Raw genomic sequence first — 21740 nt, 5'->3', positions numbered from 1 at the left:
GCCGGATCAGCCGGGAAGGACCGTCAACCCGTGCGGCCGGGTGTTGAGGGATTCGCAGCCGTCGGCGGTGACGACGACGATGTCCTCGATGCGAGCCCCCCACTGCCCGGGGAAGTAGATTCCCGGTTCCACACTGAACGCCATCCCCTCCGTCAGCTCGATCGCGTTGCCGGACACGATGTACGGCTCCTCGTGTACGGAAAGACCGATGCCATGACCGGTGCGGTGGACGAAGGCGTCGGCCAGGCCCTCCGCCGCCAGCAGGTCCCGCGCGGCCGCATCGACGGCCTCCGCCGCCACCCCCGGACGAACGAGGTCGACGGCCGCCGCCTGCGCCGCCTCGAGGACGGCCACCCGGGCCGCCACACCCGGATCCGGTTCGCCCATGCAGTAGGTGCGGGTGGAGTCGGAGTTGTACCCCGGGTCCACGGGGCCGCCGATGTCGATGACCACCACGTCACCCGATTCGATTACCCGGTCCGACACCTCGTGATGGGGATCGGCGCCGTGCGGGCCCGATCCGACGATCACGAAGGCGGCTTCCGTGTGCCCCTCGTCGAGTATGGCGGCGGTGATGTCCGCGGCGACCTCGGCTTCGGTGCGGCCTACCGTCAAGAACTCGCCCATCCGGGCATGCACCCGGTCGATCGCCCGACCTGCCCGGCGAAGGGCGTCGATCTCGGCCTCGTCCTTGACCATCCGCAACTCGCGCAGCACCCCGGTTGCGAGAACGGGCAGCGCGCCGAGCTCCTGGGCCAGGGGCAGCAGATGCAACGCCGGCATGGCGTCGGTGACGGCGGTTCGCGCCGGCGCCGGAAGCGCTCCGGCGACCAGGGCATACGGGTCGACCCCGTCGACCCAGTCGAGCACCCTCACGCCGAGTTCGGACGCCGCCGACTCGGTGAGCGATGCCAATTCGAGGCGCGGCACGACCACCGAGGCGGTCTCACCGTTCGCCGGAATCACCAGGCAGGTGAGCCTTTCGAAGGATTCGGCGCGGGAACCGAGCAGATACCGCAGGTCGGGGCCGGGTGTAATGAGCAGGCCGTCGAGTCCGGACTCGCGGGCGAGCGCGCCGGCCCGGGCAATCCGGTCGGCGTAACTGGCTGCGGGGAAGCGGGACGTGGACGCTCCGAGGGAACTCATGCGCTCAGGTTAATGCCGTTTGGCAGTATGTGAGCCATGAGTAAGCCCCTGCTTCTCCTCGACGGTGCCAGCCTGTGGTTTCGCGCCTACTACGCGCTGCCCGATTCCATCACGTCCCCGGACGGCCGACCGGTCAACGCCGTACGCGGATTCACCGACATGATGGCCGCGCTGATCACCACCCACCGGCCCGCCCGGCTCGCCGTGTGCCTCGATCTCGATTGGCGGCCGGCGTTCCGGGTGGCCGCAGTACCCACCTACAAGGCGCACCGGGTCGCCGCGGAGAGCGATGGGGCCGAGGAAGAGGTGCCCGACACCCTGTCCCCTCAAGTGCCGATGATCCTCGACGTCCTCGCCGCCGCCGGGATCGCAACGGCCGGCGCCGAGGGTCTCGAGGCGGACGACGTGCTCGGCACCCTCGCCGCCACCGAGACCCGCGACCCAACCATCGTGGTCAGCGGCGACCGCGACCTCCTGCAGGTGGTGGCCGACGAACCGGTGCCGGTCCGCGTCCTGTACGTGGTGCGCGGCCTGGCGAAGGCCGAACTTCTGGGTCCGGCGGAGGCGGCCGCCAAATACGGGGTGCCGGCGGACCGGGCCGGCGACGCCTACGCCGAACTCGCCCTGCTGCGCGGCGACTCCTCGGACGGGTTGCCCGGGGTGAAGGGCATCGGCGAGAAGACCGCATCGAGCCTGATCATGCAGTACGGATCGCTCGCGAATCTGCGGGCCGCCGCACTCGATCCGGAATCGGACATGGCGAAGGGGGCGCGCGCGAAATTCGCTGCGGCAGCGGACTATCTCGACGCCGCCCTGCCGGTGGTACGGGTGGTACGCGACGCCGACGTCGTGTTGTCCCGTGAAGACACGTTGCCCGCCGAACCGGTCGATGCGGACCGGCTCGGCGGACTGGCGGAAGAACTCGGAATCGGCAGTTCCGTTGCCCGCCTCACGGCGGCGATGCAGTCGGTGGCCGCCGCGCAGGTCCCGTAGGAACCGACCGCGGCGGATTACCGGATCTAACTGGGACGGCTGACCTCGTAGGTGCCCTTGTCGTCGGTGAAGGTCAGGGTGACTTGCTTCTTCTCACCATCGACTGTGAGTGTGCACTCGAAGCTGTTGCCCTCCTTCACTTCCTGGTCAGCCGGGCAGGACACGCCGGACACGTTCTCGGCACCGTACGATTCGGTGACGATGCGCTCGACACCCTCCTCGGCGGCCTTCTGGTCGAGGGTGTCGGTGCCGAACACGGTGAACGCGAGGGCCAGTGCCACGCCCACGACCACCAGCAGCGCCACCACACCGCCGATGATCCACGGCACCTTCGACTTGCCGGACGACGCCGGCGGCTGACCCCACTGCTGCTGACCGGGTGCCTGTCCCCACTGCTGAGGTTGCCCGGGCTGCTGACCCCACTGGGGTTGGCCGGGCTGTTGACCCCATTGCTGCTGACCCGGTTGACCGAGCTGGCCGGGTTGCGGCTGTTGACCCCACTGCGGTTGGCCGGGCTGCTGGGGTTGGCCGGGCTGCTGCGGTTGCTGACCCCACTGCGGTTGCCCCGGCTGACCCCCGGGTGCCGGTTGTCCCCACGGCTGGGCGGGTGGTTGCTGACCGTACTGGGGCGACCCGTACTGGCCGCCGGTCTGGTCAGGGTTACCCTGACCCGGGCCCCACTGTCCGTTCGGGTCGTTCGGTCCGTAAGGGCCGCTCATCGTCGCCTCCCGCTCACGTGTCACTTGTCGTCATACCGTAGCGCCCCGCACCCGCATTCGGGTCGTCGGACGGCGTGCGAATCGAACCACACAGTCGCCGGGTCACGCTGCATCCACCGCGACGACACCACGACGTATCGCGGACACCGCGCGGCCGGCCGCCCTGCTCACCCCGGGGTCCGGTGACGTCGAGCGGACCTGCTCGAGCAGATCGATCACCTGTCGGCACCAGCGGACGAAGTCACCCGCCGAGAGAGCACGTCCCTGATCGCCGGCGGCGATCAACGCGTCGACCAACGAATTCTCGCTCGTCCATTGGAAAATGGCCGAGGCGAACCCCAAATCGGGTTCACGCGTCGGCGGCAGTTTGTACCGGATCTCCTCGGCCCGCAGATCCCGCCACACCCGCACCGTCTCGTCGAGCGCGTACCGCAACGCCCCGGGCCCACCCTGTTCGATGGTGTCGCCTTCGCGCCGCGATTCGAAGACCACGGACGAGACGACGGCGGCGAGCTCGGCGGGACCCAGCCCCTTCCACACACCCTGGCGTAGGCACTCGGCGACGAGAAGGTCACTCTCCGAGTAGATTCGGCTCAGTCGGGCGCCGTCCTCGGTGGCCTCCGGATGCTCACCCGCAGTGACATACCCACGTTCGGTCAGCAGCGCCAGGATGCGGTCGAAGGTGCGGGCCAACGAGTTGGTCGTGGCGGCCACCTTCTGCCGCATGGTCTCGGTCTCGCGGGCCAGCCGGTTGTACCGCTCACCGATCCGGCTCAACTGTTCACGGTCGGGCCAGGAGTGGCAGGGATGCTGACGGATCGCCCGCCGCAGCCGCGCGATCTCCGCGTCGTCGGCGGCGCCCGCTTTCTTCTTCTTGCGGCGTCCCGGCACGACAATGCCGGTGCTGCGCAACGCCGAAGCCAGATCGCGGCGAACCCGGGCGGTGTGATGGTCGACTCGGCGAGGCATCCGCATCGAGCCCAGCGACCGCGCGGGCTCGGGGAAGTCGCCGGCCGACACCCGGCCCGCCCACTTCCCTTCCGTCAAAATCAGCGGCTTCGGATCGGTCGGGTCCCGGTCGGGTTCCAGGACGACGGCCAGACCCGAATGCCTGCCCACCGGAATCGCGATCACGTCACCGCGCCGCAACGAGGTGAGGGACTCGACGGCGGCGTCGCGGCGCTCGCTGCGGCCCTGTCGCTCGAGGGCCCGCTCCCTGCTGCTCAGTTCTTCCCGCAGCCGCGCGTATTCGAAGTACTCGCCGTCTTCGCCGCCGAGCCGCTCCCGCAGGGTGGCCATCGCCGCCTCGTTGCGTTCGATACCCCGCGTCAGCCCGACCACGGAACGGTCGGCCTGGAACTGAGCGAACGACCTCTCCAACAGGGCCCGCGATTCGGCAGCACCCATCCGGTCGATCAGGTTGATCGTCATGTTGTAGCCGGGACGGAACGAACTGCGTAGCGGGAAGGTACGGGTGGAGGCGAGGCCCGCGACGTCCACCGGCTCCACCCCGGGCTGCCACAGCACCACCGCGTGCCCCTCGACGTCGATGCCGCGGCGACCGGCGCGGCCGGTGAGCTGGGTGTACTCCCCCGGCGTCAATTCGGCGTGCGCTTCGCCGTTGTACTTCACGAGCCGTTCCAGGACCACCGTGCGGGCGGGCATGTTGATGCCGAGCGCCAATGTCTCCGTGGCGAAGACCGCGCGGACCAGACCTTTGACGAACAACTCCTCGACGGTCTGACGGAACGCGGGCAGCATGCCGGCGTGGTGCGCGGCGAGTCCCCGCTCGAGCGCCTTCCGCCACTCCCAGTAGCCGAGCACTTCGAGATCCGCCTTCGGTAGGTCACCGGTGTGGGCGTCGATGATCGTGCGGATCTCGGCTACCTGCTCGGCAGTCGTCAGGTCGAGCCGCGACCGCAGGCACTGCGCCAGGGCGGCGTCGCAGCCGGCCCTGCTGAAGATGAAAGTGATGGCCGGGAGCAGTCCCTCGTCGTCGAGGCGGGCAATGACCTCCGGACGCGGCAGCGGGCGGAAGTCGCTCGGAACCCCACCGCGGCCTCCTCGCCGCCCACGTTCACGGGACTCCCAAGGGTCGACCCGGTCGAGTGCCTGCCGCTGTTTGACGTGCCGGACCAGGTCCTGGTCGACCACCAGGTCGCGGCGGCCGCCCGTGGTGCGGGCCCGGGTGTCGAAGAGGTCGAACAGTCGACGGCCGACCATGATGTGCTGCCACAGCGGGATCGGGCGGGTTTCGTCGACGACCACGGTGGTGTCACCCCGGACGGTTTCCATCCAGGCACCGAATTCCTCGGCGTTGCTGACCGTCGCCGACAGGCTGACCAGCCGCACGTCCTCGGACAGGTGCAGGATCACCTCTTCCCACACCGCGCCGCGGAACCGATCCGCCAAAAAGTGCACCTCGTCCATCACCACGTGGGACAGACCGCGCAACGCCGGCGAGTCGGCGTACAGCATGTTGCGCAGGACCTCGGTGGTCATCACCACCACGGGGGCGTCGGAGTTGATGCTCGAATCGCCGGTCAGCAAACCCACCGAATTCTTGCCGTACCTGCGCACCAACTCGGCGTACTTCTGGTTGCTCAGCGCCTTGATGGGCGTGGTGTAGAAGCATTTGCGCCCCGACGCGAGGGCCAGGTGCACGGCGAACTCACCGACCACCGTCTTGCCTGCACCGGTCGGTGCGCACACGAGGACACCGTGCCCGGCCTCGAGCGCGCGGCAGGCATTGATCTGGAAGGGGTCGAGGACGAAACCGAGCAGCGCCGAGAACACGTCGAGCTCGGTGCCGCCGGTTGCCTCGCCTGTTGTTACAGCCACCCCGTCAGATTGTCACAGGGTGTCGGAAAAGTCCTGACCCGGTGTGTTGGGGCCGGTCGTGGTGGCGCCGTCACTCTGGATCGCTGAACCGGACCGGCCGGATTTGCGGCCACGCCGGAAGCGGCCGGCGGGCTCGGGAACCGGGGTCGGCGCGGCGTCGAAGGCCTCGTCCAGATCCTTCGGGGCGGCGATCGGCGACGCTTCGTCGTCGTCCAGCGCCCCCCATTCCTGTTCGCTGCGCCGCGCCTTCCTTCGGTCGTTGAGGCGGGCGATCTGCACGGCGATTTCGAACAGCACCGTCAGGGCCAGCGCGAGCGCCAGCATCGAGAACGGGTCCTGCCCGGGCGTGGCGATCGCGGCGAAGACGAACAAGGCGAAGATCAACCCGCGCCGCCATGCCTTGAGCTTGGCGTACGGCAAGATGCCGACGAAGTTCAGCGCGACGATGAGCAACGGAATCTCGAAACTGACACCGAAGATGATCAGGAGATTGACGATGAACCCGAAGTACTCGGCACCACCGAGCGCCGTGATCTGAACGTTGTCGCCGATCGTCAACAGGAAGTGCAACGCCTTGGCGACCACCACGTACGCCAGCACCGCGCCGGCGACGAACAGCAGCGCCCCCGACACCACGAAGCCGATGGCGTAGCGGCGTTCCTTCGCATACAGGCCGGGCGTGATGAAGGCCCACAGCTCGTACAGCCAGATCGGGCACGCCAGAACGATGCCCGCGGTGAAAGCCACCTTGAACCGCAACATGAACTGCTCGAACGGTCCGGTGGCGAGCAGCCGGCACGCGCCGTCGCTACTGAGATCCGCCCGGCTCGAGTCGGGCAGTGAACAGTACGGCCCGCGCAGCAGCTCACCCAGGCTCTCGATGCCGAGAAGCTGATGGGAATACCAGAAGAAGCCGACCGCGGTAGTGACGAGGATCGCCAGCACGGACAGGAGCAGTCGCGTGCGCAACTCGTAAAGGTGATCGACCAACGACATGGTGCCGTCGGGATTGGTCCTCCGCTTGCTGTGTCGCGGATCGAACGGAATACGCACTATGGGCCCTAGTCTTGATCAGCAGGCGAACCGGTCTCGGTCAGCAAGCAACCGGGGTGACGAGGTCACCCCGGTTGCCGGACGGCTCGGACTACGCCGACTTGTGCTCGGGGTGCTGCGGCTGCACCGGAGCGGGAGGCGTGACGGGCGTGGTGGTGGTATCCGCCACGGGCAGTTCGGCGGGTGCGCTCTGCTGCGCGGTGGGCGCCGGAGCGTTGTTGTCGTTCTGCATCTCCTTGACCTCGCTCTTGAAGATGCGAAGCGAGCGGCCGAGTCCACGAGCTGCGTCGGGCAGCTTCTTGGAACCGAAAAGGATGACAACGACCAACGCAACGATGGCCCAGTGCCAGGGGCTCATGGCTCCCATGATGAAACCTCCAAAAGATCAGGTGATCCCGATGCTACCGGACCGGCCCCGGACCAGCCGCGTCGAAACCGGCTAGTCACGCTGCGATTCGACTGTCGGTTTCCTCACCGAACGCTGTGAACGCACATCGGCGAGCAGTCCTCGAACGCTGACTCAGACGTCCACGGCCTCATACGCCGCGAGGGCCTCGACCGCGCGGCGCCGCACCTCCTCGACGAGCTCGACCGGTTCGAGGACGGTGATGCCACCACCGAAGCCGAGGACGAGCCGCGCCATCCACTCGAGTGCCCCGTAGCTCATGCTCGCCTCGACGGCACCGTCCGCACCCACGGCCAGCACATCCATCGGGTAGTAGTCGAGCACCCACACGCACTCGGCGGTGATGTGCAGCCGGGCATGCGGAAGGGAGGGGTCGCCACTGAACAGTTCCAAATTCGAATCCCGCACCAGCGCCTGCGCCGGCGGTGTGGAGGGCTCCTCCAGTTCGGTGGCGGCGTCGATGCGGTCGAGCCGGAAGAGACGCACCCCTTCGGCCTGACGGCACCACGCCTGCAGGTAGCTGTGGTTGTCGACCAGCACGATGCGGACCGGATCCACCGTGCGCTCACTCACCCGGTCCCGCGAGGCGGAATAGTAGGTGAGGTCGAGTGCACGGCGATGATGGAGGGCGGCGCGGACCGTTGCGGCGATGGGGTCTTCCTCCACGTCTTCGGCAGTCTCCCGGCCTGGCGAGACCGTTGCCGGGGTACGCGCCGCGGCCGTGCCGGCGGCGTCCTCGATCTTCGCGATCGCGCTGTGCGCCGCCGACGGGTCGACCATGCCGGGCATCTCGACCAGCGAACGCAGAGCAATCAGCAGCGCGGTCGCCTCGGTGGACGTCAACCGCAACGGACGGTCGATGCCTGCCGAGAACGTCACCTCGATGCTTTCCTCGGAGAACGAGAGGTCGATCAGGTCGCCGGGGCCGTACCCCGGCAACCCGCACACCCACAATTGATTGAGGTCGGTCATCAGCTGGGTGGTCGTCACCCCGAGTTCGGCGGCGGCTTCCGCTGCGCTCATTCCCGGATTCGCGATGAAGTACGGCACCAGATTGAGTAGCCGCGAGAGTCTCGACGACAATCTGTTACTCACTCCGCGCCCCCTGTTCCGCCGCGTCCCGCAGCTTGGCCAGCACGTCGTCGCGCAGTTCCGGTGGGTCGAGGACCAATGCATCCGCCCCGTGTCCGGCGATCAGCCGGGCGATCCAGTCCCGCGACCGCACCGGAATCTGCAGAACACTGCCGCTGCGCTGGGCCACTTGTTGTTCCCCGGTCGTGGTGCCCAGCCGCCGCAACTCCTGGGCGCGCCCCTCGGCCACCCACACCGTTGCGGTGCCGGTGACCGCACCCGATCCGGTGACCCGATCCACGATTGCACGAAGATCGACGTCGGCCGGCTTGTGCACCACACCGGCCGGACCGAACGCCGTCACCTCGTCACCGATCCGCGAGAGCCGGAACGTCCGCACGGCACCACGGTCGACGTCGTGGCCGACGAGATACCAGCGACCGTGCGCTGTGACGACACCCCACGGCTCGACCGTGCGTTCGGTGTACGGCTCGTTGAGCGCACCCCGGTGGGGAAAGTGCACCGCACGACCGGCATCGATCGCGGCCAGCAGCTTGCCCAGCGCCGGTTCCGACCCTCGTGTGCGTGCCGGGACGGCGGTAACGGGGGTGGCCGCAGAGTCGGGATCCACCTGCACCCCCGCCGCCCGCAATTTCAGCAACGCACCCTGTGCTGCCGAGGTCAATTCCGGCGACTCCCACAACTGCACCGCCACCGCCACGGCCGCCGATTCCTCCCGGGTGAGGTCGATGTCGGGAAGTTCGTACGCGTTGCGGTTGATGCGGTAGCCCTCGACCGTGGAAAAACGCGACGCCTGCCCGGTCTCGAGGGGCACACCGAGGTCACGGAGTTCGTTCTTGTCGCGTTCGAACATGCGACTGAAGGCCTCGTCGCTGGCGGAGTCGGCGTATCCGGCTACACTCTCGCGAATCTTCTCGGCCGTGAGGAACTGCCTGGTGGACAGCAGACAGATCACCAGGTTCATCAAGCGCTCGATCTTGGATGTCGGCACGCCCGGAAGCCTAGTGGGTGGGTTGGTTCCGAACTCCCGCAGCGCGGTTACATCGAGGCAATCAACCGCTCCACCCGTTCGTCGACCGACCGGAACGGGTCCTTGCACAGGACGGTCCGCTGCGCCTGATCGTTGAGCTTGAGGTGCACCCAGTCGACGGTGAAGTCGCGGCCGGCCTCCTGAGCTGCGGTGATGAACTCACCGCGCAGCTTCGCGCGGGTCGTCTGCGGCGGTGTGTCCACGGCAGCCTCGATCGTCTCGTCCTCGGTGATCCGCTTCACCAGCCCCTTGCGCTGGAGCAGGTCGAACACACCGCGACCACGTTTGATGTCGTGGTACGCCAGGTCGAGTTGCGCGATCTTCGGGTCGGCGAGCTCGAACCCGTCCCGGTCCTGGTAGCGCTGGAACAGCTTGCGCTTGATCACCCAGTCGATCTCCGTGTCCACCTTGGCGAAGTCCTGCGACTCCACCGCATCGAGCATCCGGCCCCACAGATCCACCACCTGGCTGACCTGTGCGTCGGGTTCGCGGTTCTGCAGGTGTTCCACCGCGCGCGCGTGGTACTCGCGCTGAATGTCCAGTGCACTGGCCTGCCGGCCGCCGGCCAACCGCACCGGGCGACGTCCGGTGACGTCATGACTGACCTCGCGGATGGCGCGGATCGGGTTGTCGAGCGCGAAATCGCGGAACGAGACCCCGGCCTCGATCATCTCCAGGACGAGGGCCGCGGTTCCCACCTTCAGCATGGTGGTCGACTCCGACATGTTGGAATCACCGACGATCACGTGGAGGCGACGGTACTTCTCGGCGTCGGCGTGCGGTTCGTCGCGCGTATTGATGATGGGCCGCGACCGGGTAGTCGCCGAGGAGACTCCCTCCCAGATGTGCTCCGCCCGCTGCGAGAGGCAGAAGGTGGCCGCCTTGGGAGTCTGCAGGACCTTGCCGGCACCGCAGATCAGCTGCCGCGTCACCAGGAACGGCAACAGGACGTCGGAGATCCGGGAGAACTCCCCGGCGCGCGCCACCAGGAAGTTCTCGTGGCAGCCGTACGAGTTACCGGCGGAGTCGGTGTTGTTCTTGAACAGGTAGATGTCGCCGCCGATGCCTTCTTCGGCGAGCCGCTGCTCCGCGTCGATGAGCAGTTCCTCGAGGACCCGCTCCCCCGCCCGGTCGTGATTGACCAACTGGATCAGGTTGTCGCACTCCGCCGTCGCGTACTCGGGGTGCGAGCCGACGTCCAGATACAGGCGGGCACCGTTCCGGAGGAACACGTTGGAACTACGGCCCCACGACACCACCCGCCGGAACAGGTAGCGCGCAACCTCGTCGGGGCTCAGTCGCCTGTGACCATGGAAGGTGCAGGTCACACCGAACTCAGTCTCAATACCCATGATTCGTCGCTGCACACCTCGACAGTACAACGCGGATCACGCGGCGGAGCGAGAAAACCATCGGCGACACCGCACGCATACTCTGAGGTCGTGAAGCCACCGTTACACCGGATCCACCGAGCCGACGAATTCGTGTTCGATCGCAGCGCCAATCTACGTCCGTCCGAGGCCGACCGGGTGATGCGTTTCCTCAGCCGTGCCGCCGACAAAGGGGTGCTGTGGTGGGCAGCCGCAGCAGTACTCACCGCCGTCGGCGGGCGGGCGCGGCGCGGCGGTGTCCGCGGTCTGCTGTCCCTCGCCCTGGCCAGCATGCTGGCCAACGGGATCCTGAAACCGCTGTTCCCTCGGCGGCGGCCCACCGCCCGGCAATGGGCCAGCGTGCTGCGGGGGGTGCGCATTCCGCTGTCGTCGTCGTTCCCGTCCGGGCATGCCGCATCCGCGGCCGCCTTCACCACCGGGGTCGCCCTCGAGTCGCCGGTCACCGGGGCCGTGCTGGCACCCCTCGCGGCGGCAGTCGCCTACTCCCGCGTCCACAACGGAGTCCACTGGCCGAGTGACGTGCTCGTCGGGCTCGCGTTCGGTGGTGTCGTGGCCTCGAGCACCCGACGCTGGTGGGCGGTCCGCTCGGAGGACCCGGCCGACCTCGGTTCCGCGGCCGACGTTCCCGCACTGCCTGGTGGCGAAGGACTACTCGTGGTGGTCAATCCCGGATCCGGACCCGGCGACGATGCGCCGATCGACGAGATCGGCGCCGCCTTGCCGAGTGCACTGGTGCGCACCCTCGACATGGACCAGGATTTCGCCGAGCAGCTCGACACCTGGATCGGCGGGACCCGACCGCAGGCGCTCGGGGTCTGCGGCGGCGACGGCACGGTGGTCGCGGTGGCAGCGGCAGCGGTCCGCCACACGCTGCCGCTGGCGGTCTTCCCCGGGGGCACTCTCAATCACTTCGCCCGCGACGCGGGCGTCACCGACATCGCCGGAACGGGAGAGGCTGTCGAGGAGGGGCGCGCCCGGCACGTCGACAAGGCCGTCGTCGTCACCGACGTCGCAGCGCCGGCTCCGTTCCTCAACACTGCCAGCCTGGGTGGATACCCGGACGCCGTGCGACTACGGGAAAAGTGGCAGCCGCGGCTCGGGAAATGGCCGGCCGCCTGCGCCGCAATGATCCGGATCCTGTCCGCCGCCGCACCCCTTGCCGTCACCATCGACGAGGAACCGGTGCTGATCTGGATGCTGTTCGTCGGAAACGGCCGGTACTCGCCGGCCGATCAGGTTCCGATGTCACGCCCGGCGATCACCGGCGGAATGCTCGATGTGCGATATGTGCGGGCAGACCGCCGCGCCTCACGATCCCGGCTGCTGTTCGCCGCGGCGACCGGCACCCTCGGCACCACACCGGTGTACGTCCGGTCGCTGGTGCCGAGGCTGACCGTGCAGGTCGACGGATCACCGGTCGCTCTGGCGACCGACGGCGAAGTAGTCGCCGACGCCCGCACCTTCGACTTCCGGGCCGAGCCCGAAGCGCTCGCGGTGTACCGCCCTCAGCCCTGAGATTCGGTCGACGTCGTCCCGTTGTCCGGAGTCGGCTCTGCGGCCGATTCCGACGGGGCGGCGGGCGGCTCCGGAAGCAGCCCCTCGAGCGCACTCCCGACGATCCGCCGGAACGCGCGCCGGGGACGGGTCTGATCGAGCACCGCCACCTCGAGAGCCGACACATCGACGTTGCGGCGTTCACCGTCGCCCGCACCGCCCTGCCGCAATGCGTTGACCGCGACCCCGACCGCGTCCTCGAGGCCCAGATCGGCGCGATAGGACTCACGCATGGCAGTGGCGATCGGTTCCGTCGTGCCACCCATCACCACGAAGTCCTGCTCGTCGACGATGGATCCGTCGTAGGTGATGCGGTACAACTGCGGCGCCTTGGGACTTCCCACCCGCCCCACCTCGGCGACGCAGATTTCCACCTCGTAGGGCTTGGGCTGCTCGGTGAAGATCGTGCCCAGCGTCTGCGCATAGGCGTTGGCCAGCGACCGACCCGTCACATCGCGGCGGTCGTAGGAGTAACCGCGCATGTCGGCGTGCACGATGCCGGCCCGGCGCAAATTCTCGAACTCGTTGTATTTCCCCACCGCCGCGAACCCGAGGCGGTCATACAGCTCGCTCACCTTGTGCAGGGCGGTCGACGGATTCTCCGCGACGAACAACACACCGTCGTGGAAGGTGAGCACCACGACGCTACGCCCCCGGGCGATGCCCTTGCGCGCCAGCTCCGAGCGATCCCGCATGATCTGCTCGGCTGATGCGTAGTACGGCATGGTCATCGCGCCGACCCCCCTTCTTCGGTCCGCTCGGCGACGATGCGCCGCGCCAACTCCGACGTCGTGTCTTCGGACACGTGCACCGCCCCGGCCTGCGTGATCGTCACCGCTGTCGGGTAGATACCCCTGGTCACATCCGGCCCGCCGGTGGCAGAGTCGTCGTCAGCGGCGTCGTACAGCGACTCGATGGCCGCGCGCAACGCGGTCTCCTCGTCACTCTCCGGCGTATACAGCTTCTTCAGCGACGACTTCGCGAACAACGAACCCGAACCGACCGCGTGGTATCCGGAGCGTTCCTCGTAGCGACCGCCGACCACGTCGTAGGACACGATGCGGCCCGCCCGCGCGTCGTCGTCCGCGTCGAGGTCGTAGCCGACGAGGAGCGGCACCACGGCGAGGCCCTGCATCGCGGCACCGAGATTGCCGCGCACCATCGACGCCAGGCGATTCGCCTTGCCGTCGAACGTGAGCTGAACGCCCTCGATCTTCTCGTAATGCTCGAGCTCGACGGCGAAGAGCCGCACCAACTCGATCGCGATACCGGCGGTGCCTGCGATTCCGGCAGCCGAGTATTCGTCGGTGATGTACACCTTTTCCACGTCGCGACTGGCGATCAGGTTTCCCTGTGTCGCTCGCCGGTCACCGGCGATGAGCACCCCACCCTTGTAGGTGAGCGCCACGATCGTCGTTCCGTGCGGTGCGAGATCACCGCTGTCCATCCCGTCACCACCCCGTGCGGTCGAGTGCGAGCGAAGGCCGATGCGATTCTCCGGCAGCAATTCTGGTGCATGACCACGCAGATACTCGGTGAAAGAGGACAGGTTCGAGCCGAAGCTGAGCCTCGTGTCACCGTTGTGTATCCGCAGTGCCGGTCGATCCGCCGTCACTGGCCGCCCTTCTGGACATAGGCCCGGACAAAGTCCTCGGCATTCTCCTCGAGTACGTCGTCGATCTCGTCGAGGAGGTCGTCGGTGTCTTCTGCCAGCTTTTCACGACGTTCCTGACCTGCAGCTCCGTCACCGCCGGGGGTGTCGTCCTCATCGCCGCCACCAGTACGTTTGGTCTGCTCCTGTGCCATCGCCGCCGACCTCCTTGTGTAAAGGGAGCTCTTCTTCCGAGCGTCCTGTTCTGCCAAGCAGTCTGACTGATCATCCGCTCGGACCTTCACCCTACCGAGCGCCGACGCCCCACGTGTGCCGACGCGGCGGCGAGTTCACCGGCGGGGCCCACCGTGACCGACCGGAGGGCTCAGTTCGTGAGCTCGTCGACGAGCTCCTTCGCGGTGGTCGCCGACTCCAGCAACGCTCCGACGTGGGCTTTGCTGCCCCGGAGCGGCTCGAGAGTCGGGATACGGACCAGGGAGTCTCCACCCAGGTCGAAGATCACCGAATCCCAGCTCGCAGCCGCAATGTCGGCACCGAACTTGCGCAGGCACTCGCCGCGGAAGTACGCGCGGGTGTCGATCGGCGGTGCATCGACGGCGTCCAGGACCTGCTGCTCGGTGACGAGCCGTTCCATCGACCCGCGCGACACCAGGAGGTTGTACAGCCCCTTGTCGAGACGCACGTCGGAGTACTGGAGGTCGATCAGGTGCAATTTGGGGGCGGCCCATCCGAGGCCCTCCCGGCTGCGCGCACCCTCCAGGAGACGCAGCTTCGCCGGCCAGTCCAGTAGGTGTGAGCACTCCAGCGGATCACGCTCGAGCAGGTCGAGCACCATGGCCCATTTTTCGAGCAGATCGGTGACGCGGGGGTCGTCGTTGCCCTCGGCGGAGACGAATTTCGCAACCCGGTCGTGATAGATCCGCTGCAGGGCAAGCCCGGTCAGCTCCCGGCCGTCGGCCAACGCCACAGTGGCCCGCAAGGTGGGGTCGTGACTGATGTGGTGCACGGCGGTCACCGGGCGCGCCAGCTGGAGGTCGGTGAGATCGACGCCGGCCTCGATGAGATCGAGAACCAGGGCGGTGGTGCCAACTTTGAGGTACGTCGACATCTCGGCCAGGTTGGCGTCACCGATGATGACGTGGAGCCGGCGGTACTTGTCCGCATCGGCATGGGGTTCGTCGCGGGTGTTGATGATCCCACGCTTGAGCGTCGTCTCGAGGCCGACCTCCACCTCGATGTAGTCGGCCCGCTGCGACAACTGGAAACCGGCCTCGTCGCCGGACTGACCGATGCCCACCCGCCCGGACCCGGTGATCACCTGACGGGACGCGAAGAACGGGGTGAGGCCGTTGATCACCGCGGAGAACGGGGTAGCCCGCGACATGAGGTAATTCTCGTGGGTGCCGTAGGAGGCGCCCTTGCCGTCCACGTTGTTCTTGTACAGCTGCAGCCGCGGTGCACCGGGCACACTCGACGCGTGCCGGGCGGCGGCTTCCATCACCCGCTCACCCGCCTTGTCCCAGATCACCGCGTCGAGCGGGTCGGTGACCTCGGGGGCGGAATACTCCGGATGGGCGTGGTCGACGTACAGGCGCGCGCCGTTGGTGAGGATCATGTTGGCGGCACCGACCTCGTCGGCGTCGATGACCGGTGCCGGACCGCTGAGCCGGCCGAGGTCGAATCCGCGGGCGTCACGCAGGGGCGACTCCACCTCGTAGTCCCACCGCGTCCGCTTGGCCCGGGGCACCCCGGCCGCTGCCGCATAGGCGAGCACCGCCTGGGTCGAGGTCAGAATCGGATTGGCCGACGGCTCGCTGGGCGAGGAGATTCCGTACTCGACTTCGACACCGATGATCCGCTGCATGCTGCGAGCCTATGCGATCACCGGTTCCCGAGACGGTCAGGCCTGCGCGCACTCCCGGTAGCGGTCGACGGAACGTGCCCCGGCCTCCACCGAAATCGAGCGACCGGCCGTGCCAAGGCCCTGAACACCCCGACGCCGACGGGGACGGGGTCACCGTGCTGCTGGCAGGATCGGACGCATGGATTCCGCGCCGGACACTTCACGACAGGCACACGAAGTGGTGGCGGTGTTCGACGACGCAGGCCACCCGGTCGGGTCCGCCGAACGATCACGGGTCTACGACGAGGGGCTGTGGCATGCCAGCGCCGGAGTGCTCGTGCGGTCGGGCGACGGAAAACGTCTCTACGTGCACCGGCGGTCCGACACCAAGAGGGTGTTCGCCGGTCATCACGACTGCCTGGCGGGCGGTGTGCTCGATCCCGGCGAGACCCCCGAACAGGCCGCCGGCCGGGAATTGGCCGAGGAGCTGGGCATTACCGGTGCCGTGCTCACCCCGATCGCTAGGGTGTCCTGGAACGGCCGGTGGCAGGGGCTGCGCCTGCGCTGCCACCTCTACGCCTACGAAACCCATTGGGACGGCCCGATCGTTCACCAGGAGAGCGAAATCGCGGCCGGCTGGTGGTGGACCCCCGAAGAGCTGCTCACCCACCTCCGCGACCCGGCATGGCCGTTCGCTCCCGACACCCGCGCACTGCTCGGAAACCGTGTCGCCCCGGACGAGAACCGACCCGGAGAACAGACCGGCACGGCGGGAAACGAATGATGTTCCCGCCGTGCCGGTATGGGCAATCCGCTACAGGTACTGGCCGGTGTTGGACTCGGTGTCGATGGCGCGGCTCGCGCTCGCGTTCTTGCCGGTGACCAACGTGCGGATGTAGACGATCCGCTCGCCCTTCTTGCCGGAAATGCGTGCCCAGTCGTCCGGGTTCGTGGTGTTCGGCAGGTCCTCGTTCTCCGAGAACTCGTCGACGATCGAATCGAACAGGTGCTGGACCCGCAGGCCGGGGGCCCCGGTGTCGAGCACCGACTTGATCGCGTACTTCTTGGCCCGGTCGACGATGTTCTGGATCATCGCACCCGAGTTGAAGTCCTTGAAGTACAGCACCTCCTTGTCACCGTTGGCATAGGTGACCTCGAGGAAGCGGTTCTCCTCACTTTCGGCGTACATGCGGTCGACGACCCGCTCGATCATCGCCCGGATGCAGGCGGTGCGGTCCCCACCGAACTCGGCCAGGTCGTCGGCGTGGACGGGCAGCGTCTCGGTCAGGTACTTGGAGAAAATGTCCTGTGCCGATTCCGCGTCGGGACGCTCGATCTTGATCTTCACGTCCAGGCGGCCCGGACGCAGGATCGCGGGGTCGATCATGTCCTCGCGGTTGGAGGCGCCGATCACGATGACGTTCTCGAGCCCCTCGACTCCGTCGATCTCGCTGAGCAACTGCGGGACGACGGTGGTCTCGACGTCGGACGAGACACCCGATCCGCGGGTACGGAAGATCGAGTCCATCTCGTCGAAGAACACGATGACGGGAGTACCCTCCGATGCCTTCTCGCGAGCCCGCTGGAAGATGAGCCGGATGTGCCGTTCCGTCTCGCCGACGAACTTGTTGAGCAGCTCGGGACCCTTGATGTTGAGGAAGAACGACTTCGCTTCCTTGCTGTCCTCACCGCGGGCCTCGGCGATCTTTTTGGCCAGCGAGTTCGCGACAGCCTTCGCGATGAGTGTCTTTCCGCAACCGGGCGGGCCGTACAGGAGCACACCCTTGGGTGGGCGGAGCGCGTACTCGTGGAAGAGGTCCTTGTGCAGGAACGGCAACTCCACCGCGTCGCGGATCTGCTCGATCTGCCGTCCGAGCCCGCCGATGTCGTCGTAGTGCACGTCCGGGACCTCTTCGAGGACGAGATCCTCGACTTCCGCCTTCGGGATCCGCTCGAACGCGTACCCGGCCTTGGTGTCGACCAGCAGAGAATCACCGGGCCGCAACTTGCGGGTGGGTGACTCCGCGTCGTACGCGACCGACTCTCGCTCACTGTCGGCGAAGACCGCGGCGAGGGGTTCGGCCAGCCAGACGATGCGTTCCTCGTCGGCGTGACCCACCACGAGGGCACGCTGGCCGTCGTCGAGGATCTCGCGCAGGGTGCTGATCTCGCCCACACGCTCGAAGGTGCCGGCCTCGACGATGGTGAGGGCCTCGTTGAGGCGCACGGTCTGACCGAGCTTGAGCGTCTCGGCCTCGACGTTCGGTGAGCACGTCAACCGCATCTTGCGACCGGAGGTGAACACGTCCACGGTCTGGTCGTCGTGCACTCCGAGGAGGACGCCGTATCCGCTCGGCGGCTGGCCGAGGCGATCGACTTCCTCTCGAAGAGCGATGAGCTGCTGGCGTGCTTCCTTGAGGGTGTCCATCAGCTTGGTGTTACGGATGGACAACGAGTCCACTCGCGATTCCATCTCACGGAGCTGTTCCGGCGACTCCGCGAGCTGCCTCCGCAATGCCGACGCCTCTGCGCGCAACGCCTCGAGCTCTCGTGCGGCCGCAACCGAATCGGGGTTCTCTGTCGAGCTCATGTGCGTCTCCTCCCAATGAAGATCTATCAACGCTACCGGCACCGCCCGAATTCTGCGCCGTGACACGGAATCTGCCGATTGCGAATCGGCCAACGAGAGACCCGAACCTCCAGTTCCATCATGTTAGCCTTGCCTACCTGCTGAGCAGTGTCTCTCTTCTGTGTAACGAAAGGGCTCGTCGTGATAATCCGCACATCGCTGATCGGCACTTCCCTCGTCGGCAGGACTGCGGTCGCCACCGGCGCCGTCGTCCTCGCGCTGGGCCTGGCGTCGTGCTCGTCCGACGACAACGCGGACACCACACCGGCCACCGCCACGACGGCCGCGGCCGCGACGTCGGCCGAGGACTCCGTGGCCGCGCCCAGCTCGGACGAACTGCTCACCACGCTGCAGGTTCTCGTCGATCCCGCACGCCCGGTCGACGAGAAGACCGCCGTGGTGGTCGAGGGTGACGAGCGCCGCTCCAACATCGAGGCCATGACCGCCGCCACCGCCAACTACCCGGTGTCGTTCACTCTCACGGACGTGCAGGTAGACGGTGATATTGCCACCGCGAAGGTGGCGGTGACGAGCCCGCACGGCACCGCCGCTCCCACCCCGTGGACATGGGAGAACGTCGACGGCACCTGGAAGGTGTCGGACGAGAGCACCTGCGCGTTGCTGGGCATGGCCCGCACCGGCTGCAGCTAGAACAGACCTGCGAGACCGTTTCCGCGGCGGCGTCCCTTCGGGCGCCGCCGCTTTCGTCGGTCAGCCCTTGCCGGACCTGCGCTGCGGCTTGGGGGTGACGGTGCCCTCGGCGAGACGCCGGGCACTGACGAGGAACGCGGTGTGGCCCTGCATCCGGTGCTCGGGGCGCACCGCCAGGCCGACCACGTGCCAGCCCCGCACGATCGACTCCCACGACCGGGGCTCGGTCCAGCACTCCTGCTCCCGCATCGCCTCGACGACTTTTGAGAGCTGCGTCACAGTAGCGACGTAGACGACGAGAACGCCGCCGGGAACCAGCGCCTTCGACACGGCGGGCAGGGCGTCCCACGGCGCCAGCATGTCGAGAACGACCCGATCCACCTGTCCGCCGGCCGCCTCGGCGTCGAACTCGGCGACATCGGCGATGGTCAGATCCCAGTTGTCCGGTCGTTCCCCGAAGAAGGTCTCGACGTTGCGCACCGCATGCTCGGCGTGGTCGTCCCGAACCTCGTAGGAGATGACCCGGCCCTGCGGTCCCACCGCACGGAGAAGAGAGCAGGTCAGCGCCCCGGATCCGGCGCCCGCCTCGAGCACCCGCGCACCGGGGAACACGTCACCCTCGTGCACGATCTGCGCGGCGTCCTTCGGGTAGATCACCTGGGCGCCGCGCGGCATCGACAGGATGTAGTCGACCAGCAGCGGCCGCAACGCCAGGTAGGGGGTGCCGTTGGTGGACTTGACGACACTGCCCTCGTCGGTGCCGATCAGGTCGTCGTGCAGGATGCCGCCGCGGTGGGTGTGGAACTCCTTGCCCGTCTCCAGGTTGACCGTGTAATGCCGGCCCTTGGCGTCGGTCAGCTGGACGCGATCGCCCACCCGAAACGGTCCGCTCGGTCGCGTTTCGCGTCCTACCATGTGTCAACGACTCCTCAGCCTGTTCGTTCCGGCCGTCGTACTCGCCGGCGGCCGCGACGAGACTGTCGGACCAGGCGCCTACCCTGCCAGGTGTGAGCATCTCAGAGTCGGCAGCCCCTGTGACAGAGGGTCCCCTATCACAGACGAAGGGTTCCCCATTGCAGCTCGGAGCGGGAACGGCAACCCGCAGGCGCCCCGCGCTCTCCCCCTCCCGGGCCGGCGACTTCAAGCAGTGCCCGTTGCTCTACCGGTTCCGGGCCGTCGACCGACTCCCCGAGGCGCCCTCGCGGGCGCAGGTGAAAGGCACTGTGGTGCATGCGGCGCTGGAAACCCTGTTCGGGTTACCCGCCGCTGAGCGTGTGCCCGAGCGCGCCGTCGACCTCGTCCATCCCTCATGGGAACGGATGCTCGCCGAGACCCCCGAACTGATCGAATTGGTACCCGCCGAGGAGCGTGAAGGGTTCCTCGACGAGGCCCGCTCCCTGGTCACCGCCTACTACGGTCTGGAAGATCCGACGCGGTTCGAGGCCGAGTCGTGTGAGCTGCGGGTGGAGACCGAACTCGCCGACGGGGTGTTGCTGCGCGGCTTCGTCGACCGCATCGACGTCGCGCCCACCGGCGAGGTGCGGGTGGTCGACTACAAGACGGGTCGCGCCCCGCGGGAAATGAGCGAGTCCAAGGCCCTGTTCCAGATGAAGTTCTACGCCCTGGTGCTGCTCCGGACCCGGGGGATCGTGCCCGCCCAGTTGCGCCTGCTGTACCTCGCCTCCGGCATCGTGCTCACCTACGCGCCCGACGAGGACGAACTGCTGCGATTCGAACGCACGCTCTCGGCCATCTGGAAAGCGATTCTGACAGCGGGTGCGACCGGGGACTTCCGCCCCAAGCCCAGCCGACTATGCGACTGGTGCGACCACAAGGCCCTGTGCCCGTCGTTCGGCGGAACACCGCCGCCCTATCCGGGATGGCCCGAGGGCCCGGCCGAGGAGACCCCTGGATTCGAGGAGATCGTCGAATGAGTGCGGAGTCCTACTACGTTCCGGTCGGTTCGGAGTCGCTGAGCGCTGCAGCGTCCGATCCGGATCGGAAGGTCACCATCGAGCGGTTCGCGAGTACCGACCTGACCGTCAGCGTGTGGGCCGACACCATGCAACACGGCGCGCCCCCGTCCGCCCTCCTCCTTCGCGCGCTCGAGCGCTGCGACGCCCGAACCGACGTGCGGGTCACCCGGGTCGCCGTCGATATCCTCGGCCCCATCCCGATCGCCGAACTCGAGGTCCGCTCCTGGGTACAGCGTCCCGGGCGGCGGGTGGAGTTGGTGGTCGCGGAATTGTGGAGCACCGATACCGCCGGCCGACCGCGCGCAGTGGCCAGGGCTACCGGGTGGCGAATGGAGACCGTCGATAACGCCGCCACGGTGCACACCGCCGACACGCCTCTCCCATTGCCGGAAGCAGGCCGCGACGGTGCTGTGTGGCGTTTCCCCGCATCCGGTTACCTCGACACCCTCGACTACCGGTGGATCACCGAGATCGGCGGCGAAGGTCCCGCCGCGATGTGGGCGAGGCCGAAGCCCGCCCTCGTCCGGGGTGAGCAGATGACTCCGCTCGAGCGGTTGTTCTCCGTGGCCGATATCGCCAACGGCGTCGGCTCCAAACTCGACCCGACGCAGTGGACGTTCCTGAACACGGACCTCACGGTGCACGTGTTCCGGGTGCCGTCGGGGAGCTGGGTGGGTGTCAGCGCGGAAACGTCGATCGGCCCCGACGGGGTGGGCATGTGCGCGGGCGTGCTCTACGACGACGCCGGTGCGGTCGGGCGTATCACCCAATCCGTACAGGTCCGCGTCCGCCCCTGAGTTCGGG

Annotated in this window: 20 protein-coding genes; 6 read left to right on the top strand and 14 right to left on the bottom strand. The window is 67.6% G+C overall.

Annotation, left to right across the window (positions count from 1 at the left end; translation table 11 throughout):
• Positions 1–6 precede the first annotated feature (6 nt).
• Positions 7–1146: a M24 family metallopeptidase gene (locus GFS60_RS14090; protein ID WP_159922047.1), complete on the bottom strand. Its 1140-nt coding sequence runs from the start codon at positions 1144–1146 to the stop codon at positions 7–9.
• A 36-nt stretch (positions 1147–1182) separates the two neighbouring features.
• Between GFS60_RS14090 and GFS60_RS14085 the strand changes: the two genes are divergently transcribed.
• Positions 1183–2139 carry a 5'-3' exonuclease gene (locus GFS60_RS14085; protein WP_159922045.1) on the top strand — a complete coding sequence of 319 codons (957 nt, stop codon included), beginning with the start codon at positions 1183–1185 and terminating at the stop codon, positions 2137–2139.
• A gap of 26 nt (positions 2140–2165) precedes the next feature.
• Here the strand turns inward: GFS60_RS14085 and GFS60_RS14080 are convergent, their stop codons facing one another.
• The 7 genes from GFS60_RS14080 to pafA all read right to left on the bottom strand — a co-directional run bounded on the left by GFS60_RS14080 (position 2166) and on the right by pafA (position 10647).
• Positions 2166–2858, bottom strand: coding sequence for a DUF4333 domain-containing protein (locus GFS60_RS14080; RefSeq protein WP_159922043.1), 693 nt, complete (start codon positions 2856–2858; stop codon positions 2166–2168).
• A 102-nt stretch (positions 2859–2960) separates the two neighbouring features.
• A complete protein-coding gene (locus GFS60_RS14075) occupies positions 2961–5699 on the bottom strand; it encodes a DEAD/DEAH box helicase (RefSeq protein WP_159922041.1) in 2739 nt (912 codons plus the stop codon).
• Positions 5700–5711: 12 nt separating this feature from the next.
• Positions 5712–6752: a twin-arginine translocase subunit TatC gene (tatC, locus tag GFS60_RS14070; RefSeq protein WP_159922039.1), complete on the bottom strand. Its 1041-nt coding sequence runs from the start codon at positions 6750–6752 to the stop codon at positions 5712–5714.
• A gap of 91 nt (positions 6753–6843) precedes the next feature.
• Complete coding sequence (tatA, locus tag GFS60_RS14065; RefSeq protein ID WP_159922037.1) at positions 6844–7119, bottom strand: Sec-independent protein translocase subunit TatA; 276 nt, start codon at positions 7117–7119, stop codon at positions 6844–6846.
• Between the two features lie 153 nt (positions 7120–7272).
• The gene (locus GFS60_RS14060; protein ID WP_159922035.1) at positions 7273–8253 is read right to left on the bottom strand and encodes a helix-turn-helix transcriptional regulator; all 981 of its coding nucleotides are present in this window, start codon (positions 8251–8253) and stop codon (positions 7273–7275) included.
• Complete coding sequence (locus GFS60_RS14055; RefSeq protein WP_201453572.1) at positions 8246–9241, bottom strand: helix-turn-helix transcriptional regulator; 996 nt, start codon at positions 9239–9241, stop codon at positions 8246–8248. Before GFS60_RS14055 ends, GFS60_RS14060 begins: the two co-directional genes overlap by 8 nt.
• A gap of 47 nt (positions 9242–9288) precedes the next feature.
• A complete protein-coding gene (gene pafA / locus GFS60_RS14050; RefSeq protein ID WP_201453571.1) occupies positions 9289–10647 on the bottom strand; it encodes a Pup--protein ligase in 1359 nt (452 codons plus the stop codon).
• Between the two features lie 165 nt (positions 10648–10812).
• On the opposite strand from pafA, the gene GFS60_RS14045 reads away from it, so the two are divergent.
• Positions 10813–12186, top strand: coding sequence for a bifunctional phosphatase PAP2/diacylglycerol kinase family protein (locus GFS60_RS14045; RefSeq protein WP_442972198.1), 1374 nt, complete (start codon positions 10813–10815; stop codon positions 12184–12186).
• On the opposite strand, the gene prcA is transcribed toward GFS60_RS14045, so the two are convergent.
• The 4 genes from prcA to dop form a co-directional block, all read right to left on the bottom strand.
• Complete coding sequence (gene prcA, locus GFS60_RS14040) at positions 12177–12956, bottom strand: proteasome subunit alpha (protein ID WP_109329571.1); 780 nt, start codon at positions 12954–12956, stop codon at positions 12177–12179. The genes GFS60_RS14045 and prcA overlap by 10 nt on opposite strands.
• On the bottom strand, positions 12953–13840 hold the full coding sequence (gene prcB / locus GFS60_RS14035) for a proteasome subunit beta (protein WP_159922031.1): 888 nt from the start codon (positions 13838–13840) through the stop codon (positions 12953–12955). Before prcB ends, prcA begins: the two co-directional genes overlap by 4 nt.
• Positions 13837–14031, bottom strand: coding sequence for a ubiquitin-like protein Pup (locus tag GFS60_RS14030; RefSeq protein ID WP_005242990.1), 195 nt, complete (start codon positions 14029–14031; stop codon positions 13837–13839). Before GFS60_RS14030 ends, prcB begins: the two co-directional genes overlap by 4 nt.
• Before the next feature lie 170 nt (positions 14032–14201).
• Positions 14202–15701, bottom strand: coding sequence for a depupylase/deamidase Dop (gene dop, locus GFS60_RS14025; RefSeq protein WP_159922029.1), 1500 nt, complete (start codon positions 15699–15701; stop codon positions 14202–14204).
• 178 nt (positions 15702–15879) lie between these two features.
• On the opposite strand from dop, the gene GFS60_RS14020 reads away from it, so the two are divergent.
• Positions 15880–16464 (top strand): NUDIX hydrolase, encoded by a 585-nt coding sequence (locus GFS60_RS14020; RefSeq protein WP_159922027.1) that lies wholly within the window; start codon positions 15880–15882, stop codon positions 16462–16464.
• A 30-nt stretch (positions 16465–16494) separates the two neighbouring features.
• On the opposite strand, the gene arc is transcribed toward GFS60_RS14020, so the two are convergent.
• The gene (gene arc / locus GFS60_RS14015) at positions 16495–18270 is read right to left on the bottom strand and encodes a proteasome ATPase (protein ID WP_159922025.1); all 1776 of its coding nucleotides are present in this window, start codon (positions 18268–18270) and stop codon (positions 16495–16497) included.
• Between the two features lie 180 nt (positions 18271–18450).
• Between arc and GFS60_RS14010 the strand changes: the two genes are divergently transcribed.
• Complete coding sequence (locus tag GFS60_RS14010; RefSeq protein ID WP_159922023.1) at positions 18451–18960, top strand: hypothetical protein; 510 nt, start codon at positions 18451–18453, stop codon at positions 18958–18960.
• 60 nt (positions 18961–19020) lie between these two features.
• Here GFS60_RS14010 and GFS60_RS14005 read toward each other — a convergent pair whose 3' ends face one another.
• The gene (locus GFS60_RS14005) at positions 19021–19875 is read right to left on the bottom strand and encodes a tRNA (adenine-N1)-methyltransferase (RefSeq protein ID WP_159922021.1); all 855 of its coding nucleotides are present in this window, start codon (positions 19873–19875) and stop codon (positions 19021–19023) included.
• Positions 19876–19967: 92 nt separating this feature from the next.
• Between GFS60_RS14005 and GFS60_RS14000 the strand changes: the two genes are divergently transcribed.
• The gene (locus GFS60_RS14000; protein ID WP_159922019.1) at positions 19968–20894 is read left to right on the top strand and encodes a RecB family exonuclease; all 927 of its coding nucleotides are present in this window, start codon (positions 19968–19970) and stop codon (positions 20892–20894) included.
• Positions 20891–21733: a thioesterase family protein gene (locus GFS60_RS13995; RefSeq protein WP_159922017.1), complete on the top strand. Its 843-nt coding sequence runs from the start codon at positions 20891–20893 to the stop codon at positions 21731–21733. Before GFS60_RS14000 ends, GFS60_RS13995 begins: the two co-directional genes overlap by 4 nt.
• Positions 21734–21740: the final 7 nt, after the last annotated feature.

The sequence above is a fragment of the Rhodococcus sp. WAY2 genome (assembly GCF_009859915.1).
Classification (GTDB): Bacteria; Actinomycetota; Actinomycetes; order Mycobacteriales; family Mycobacteriaceae; genus Rhodococcus_F; species Rhodococcus_F oxybenzonivorans.
The sequence above is the reverse complement of the archived record's forward strand: the minus strand, read 5'-3'. Positions and strand labels throughout refer to the sequence as shown.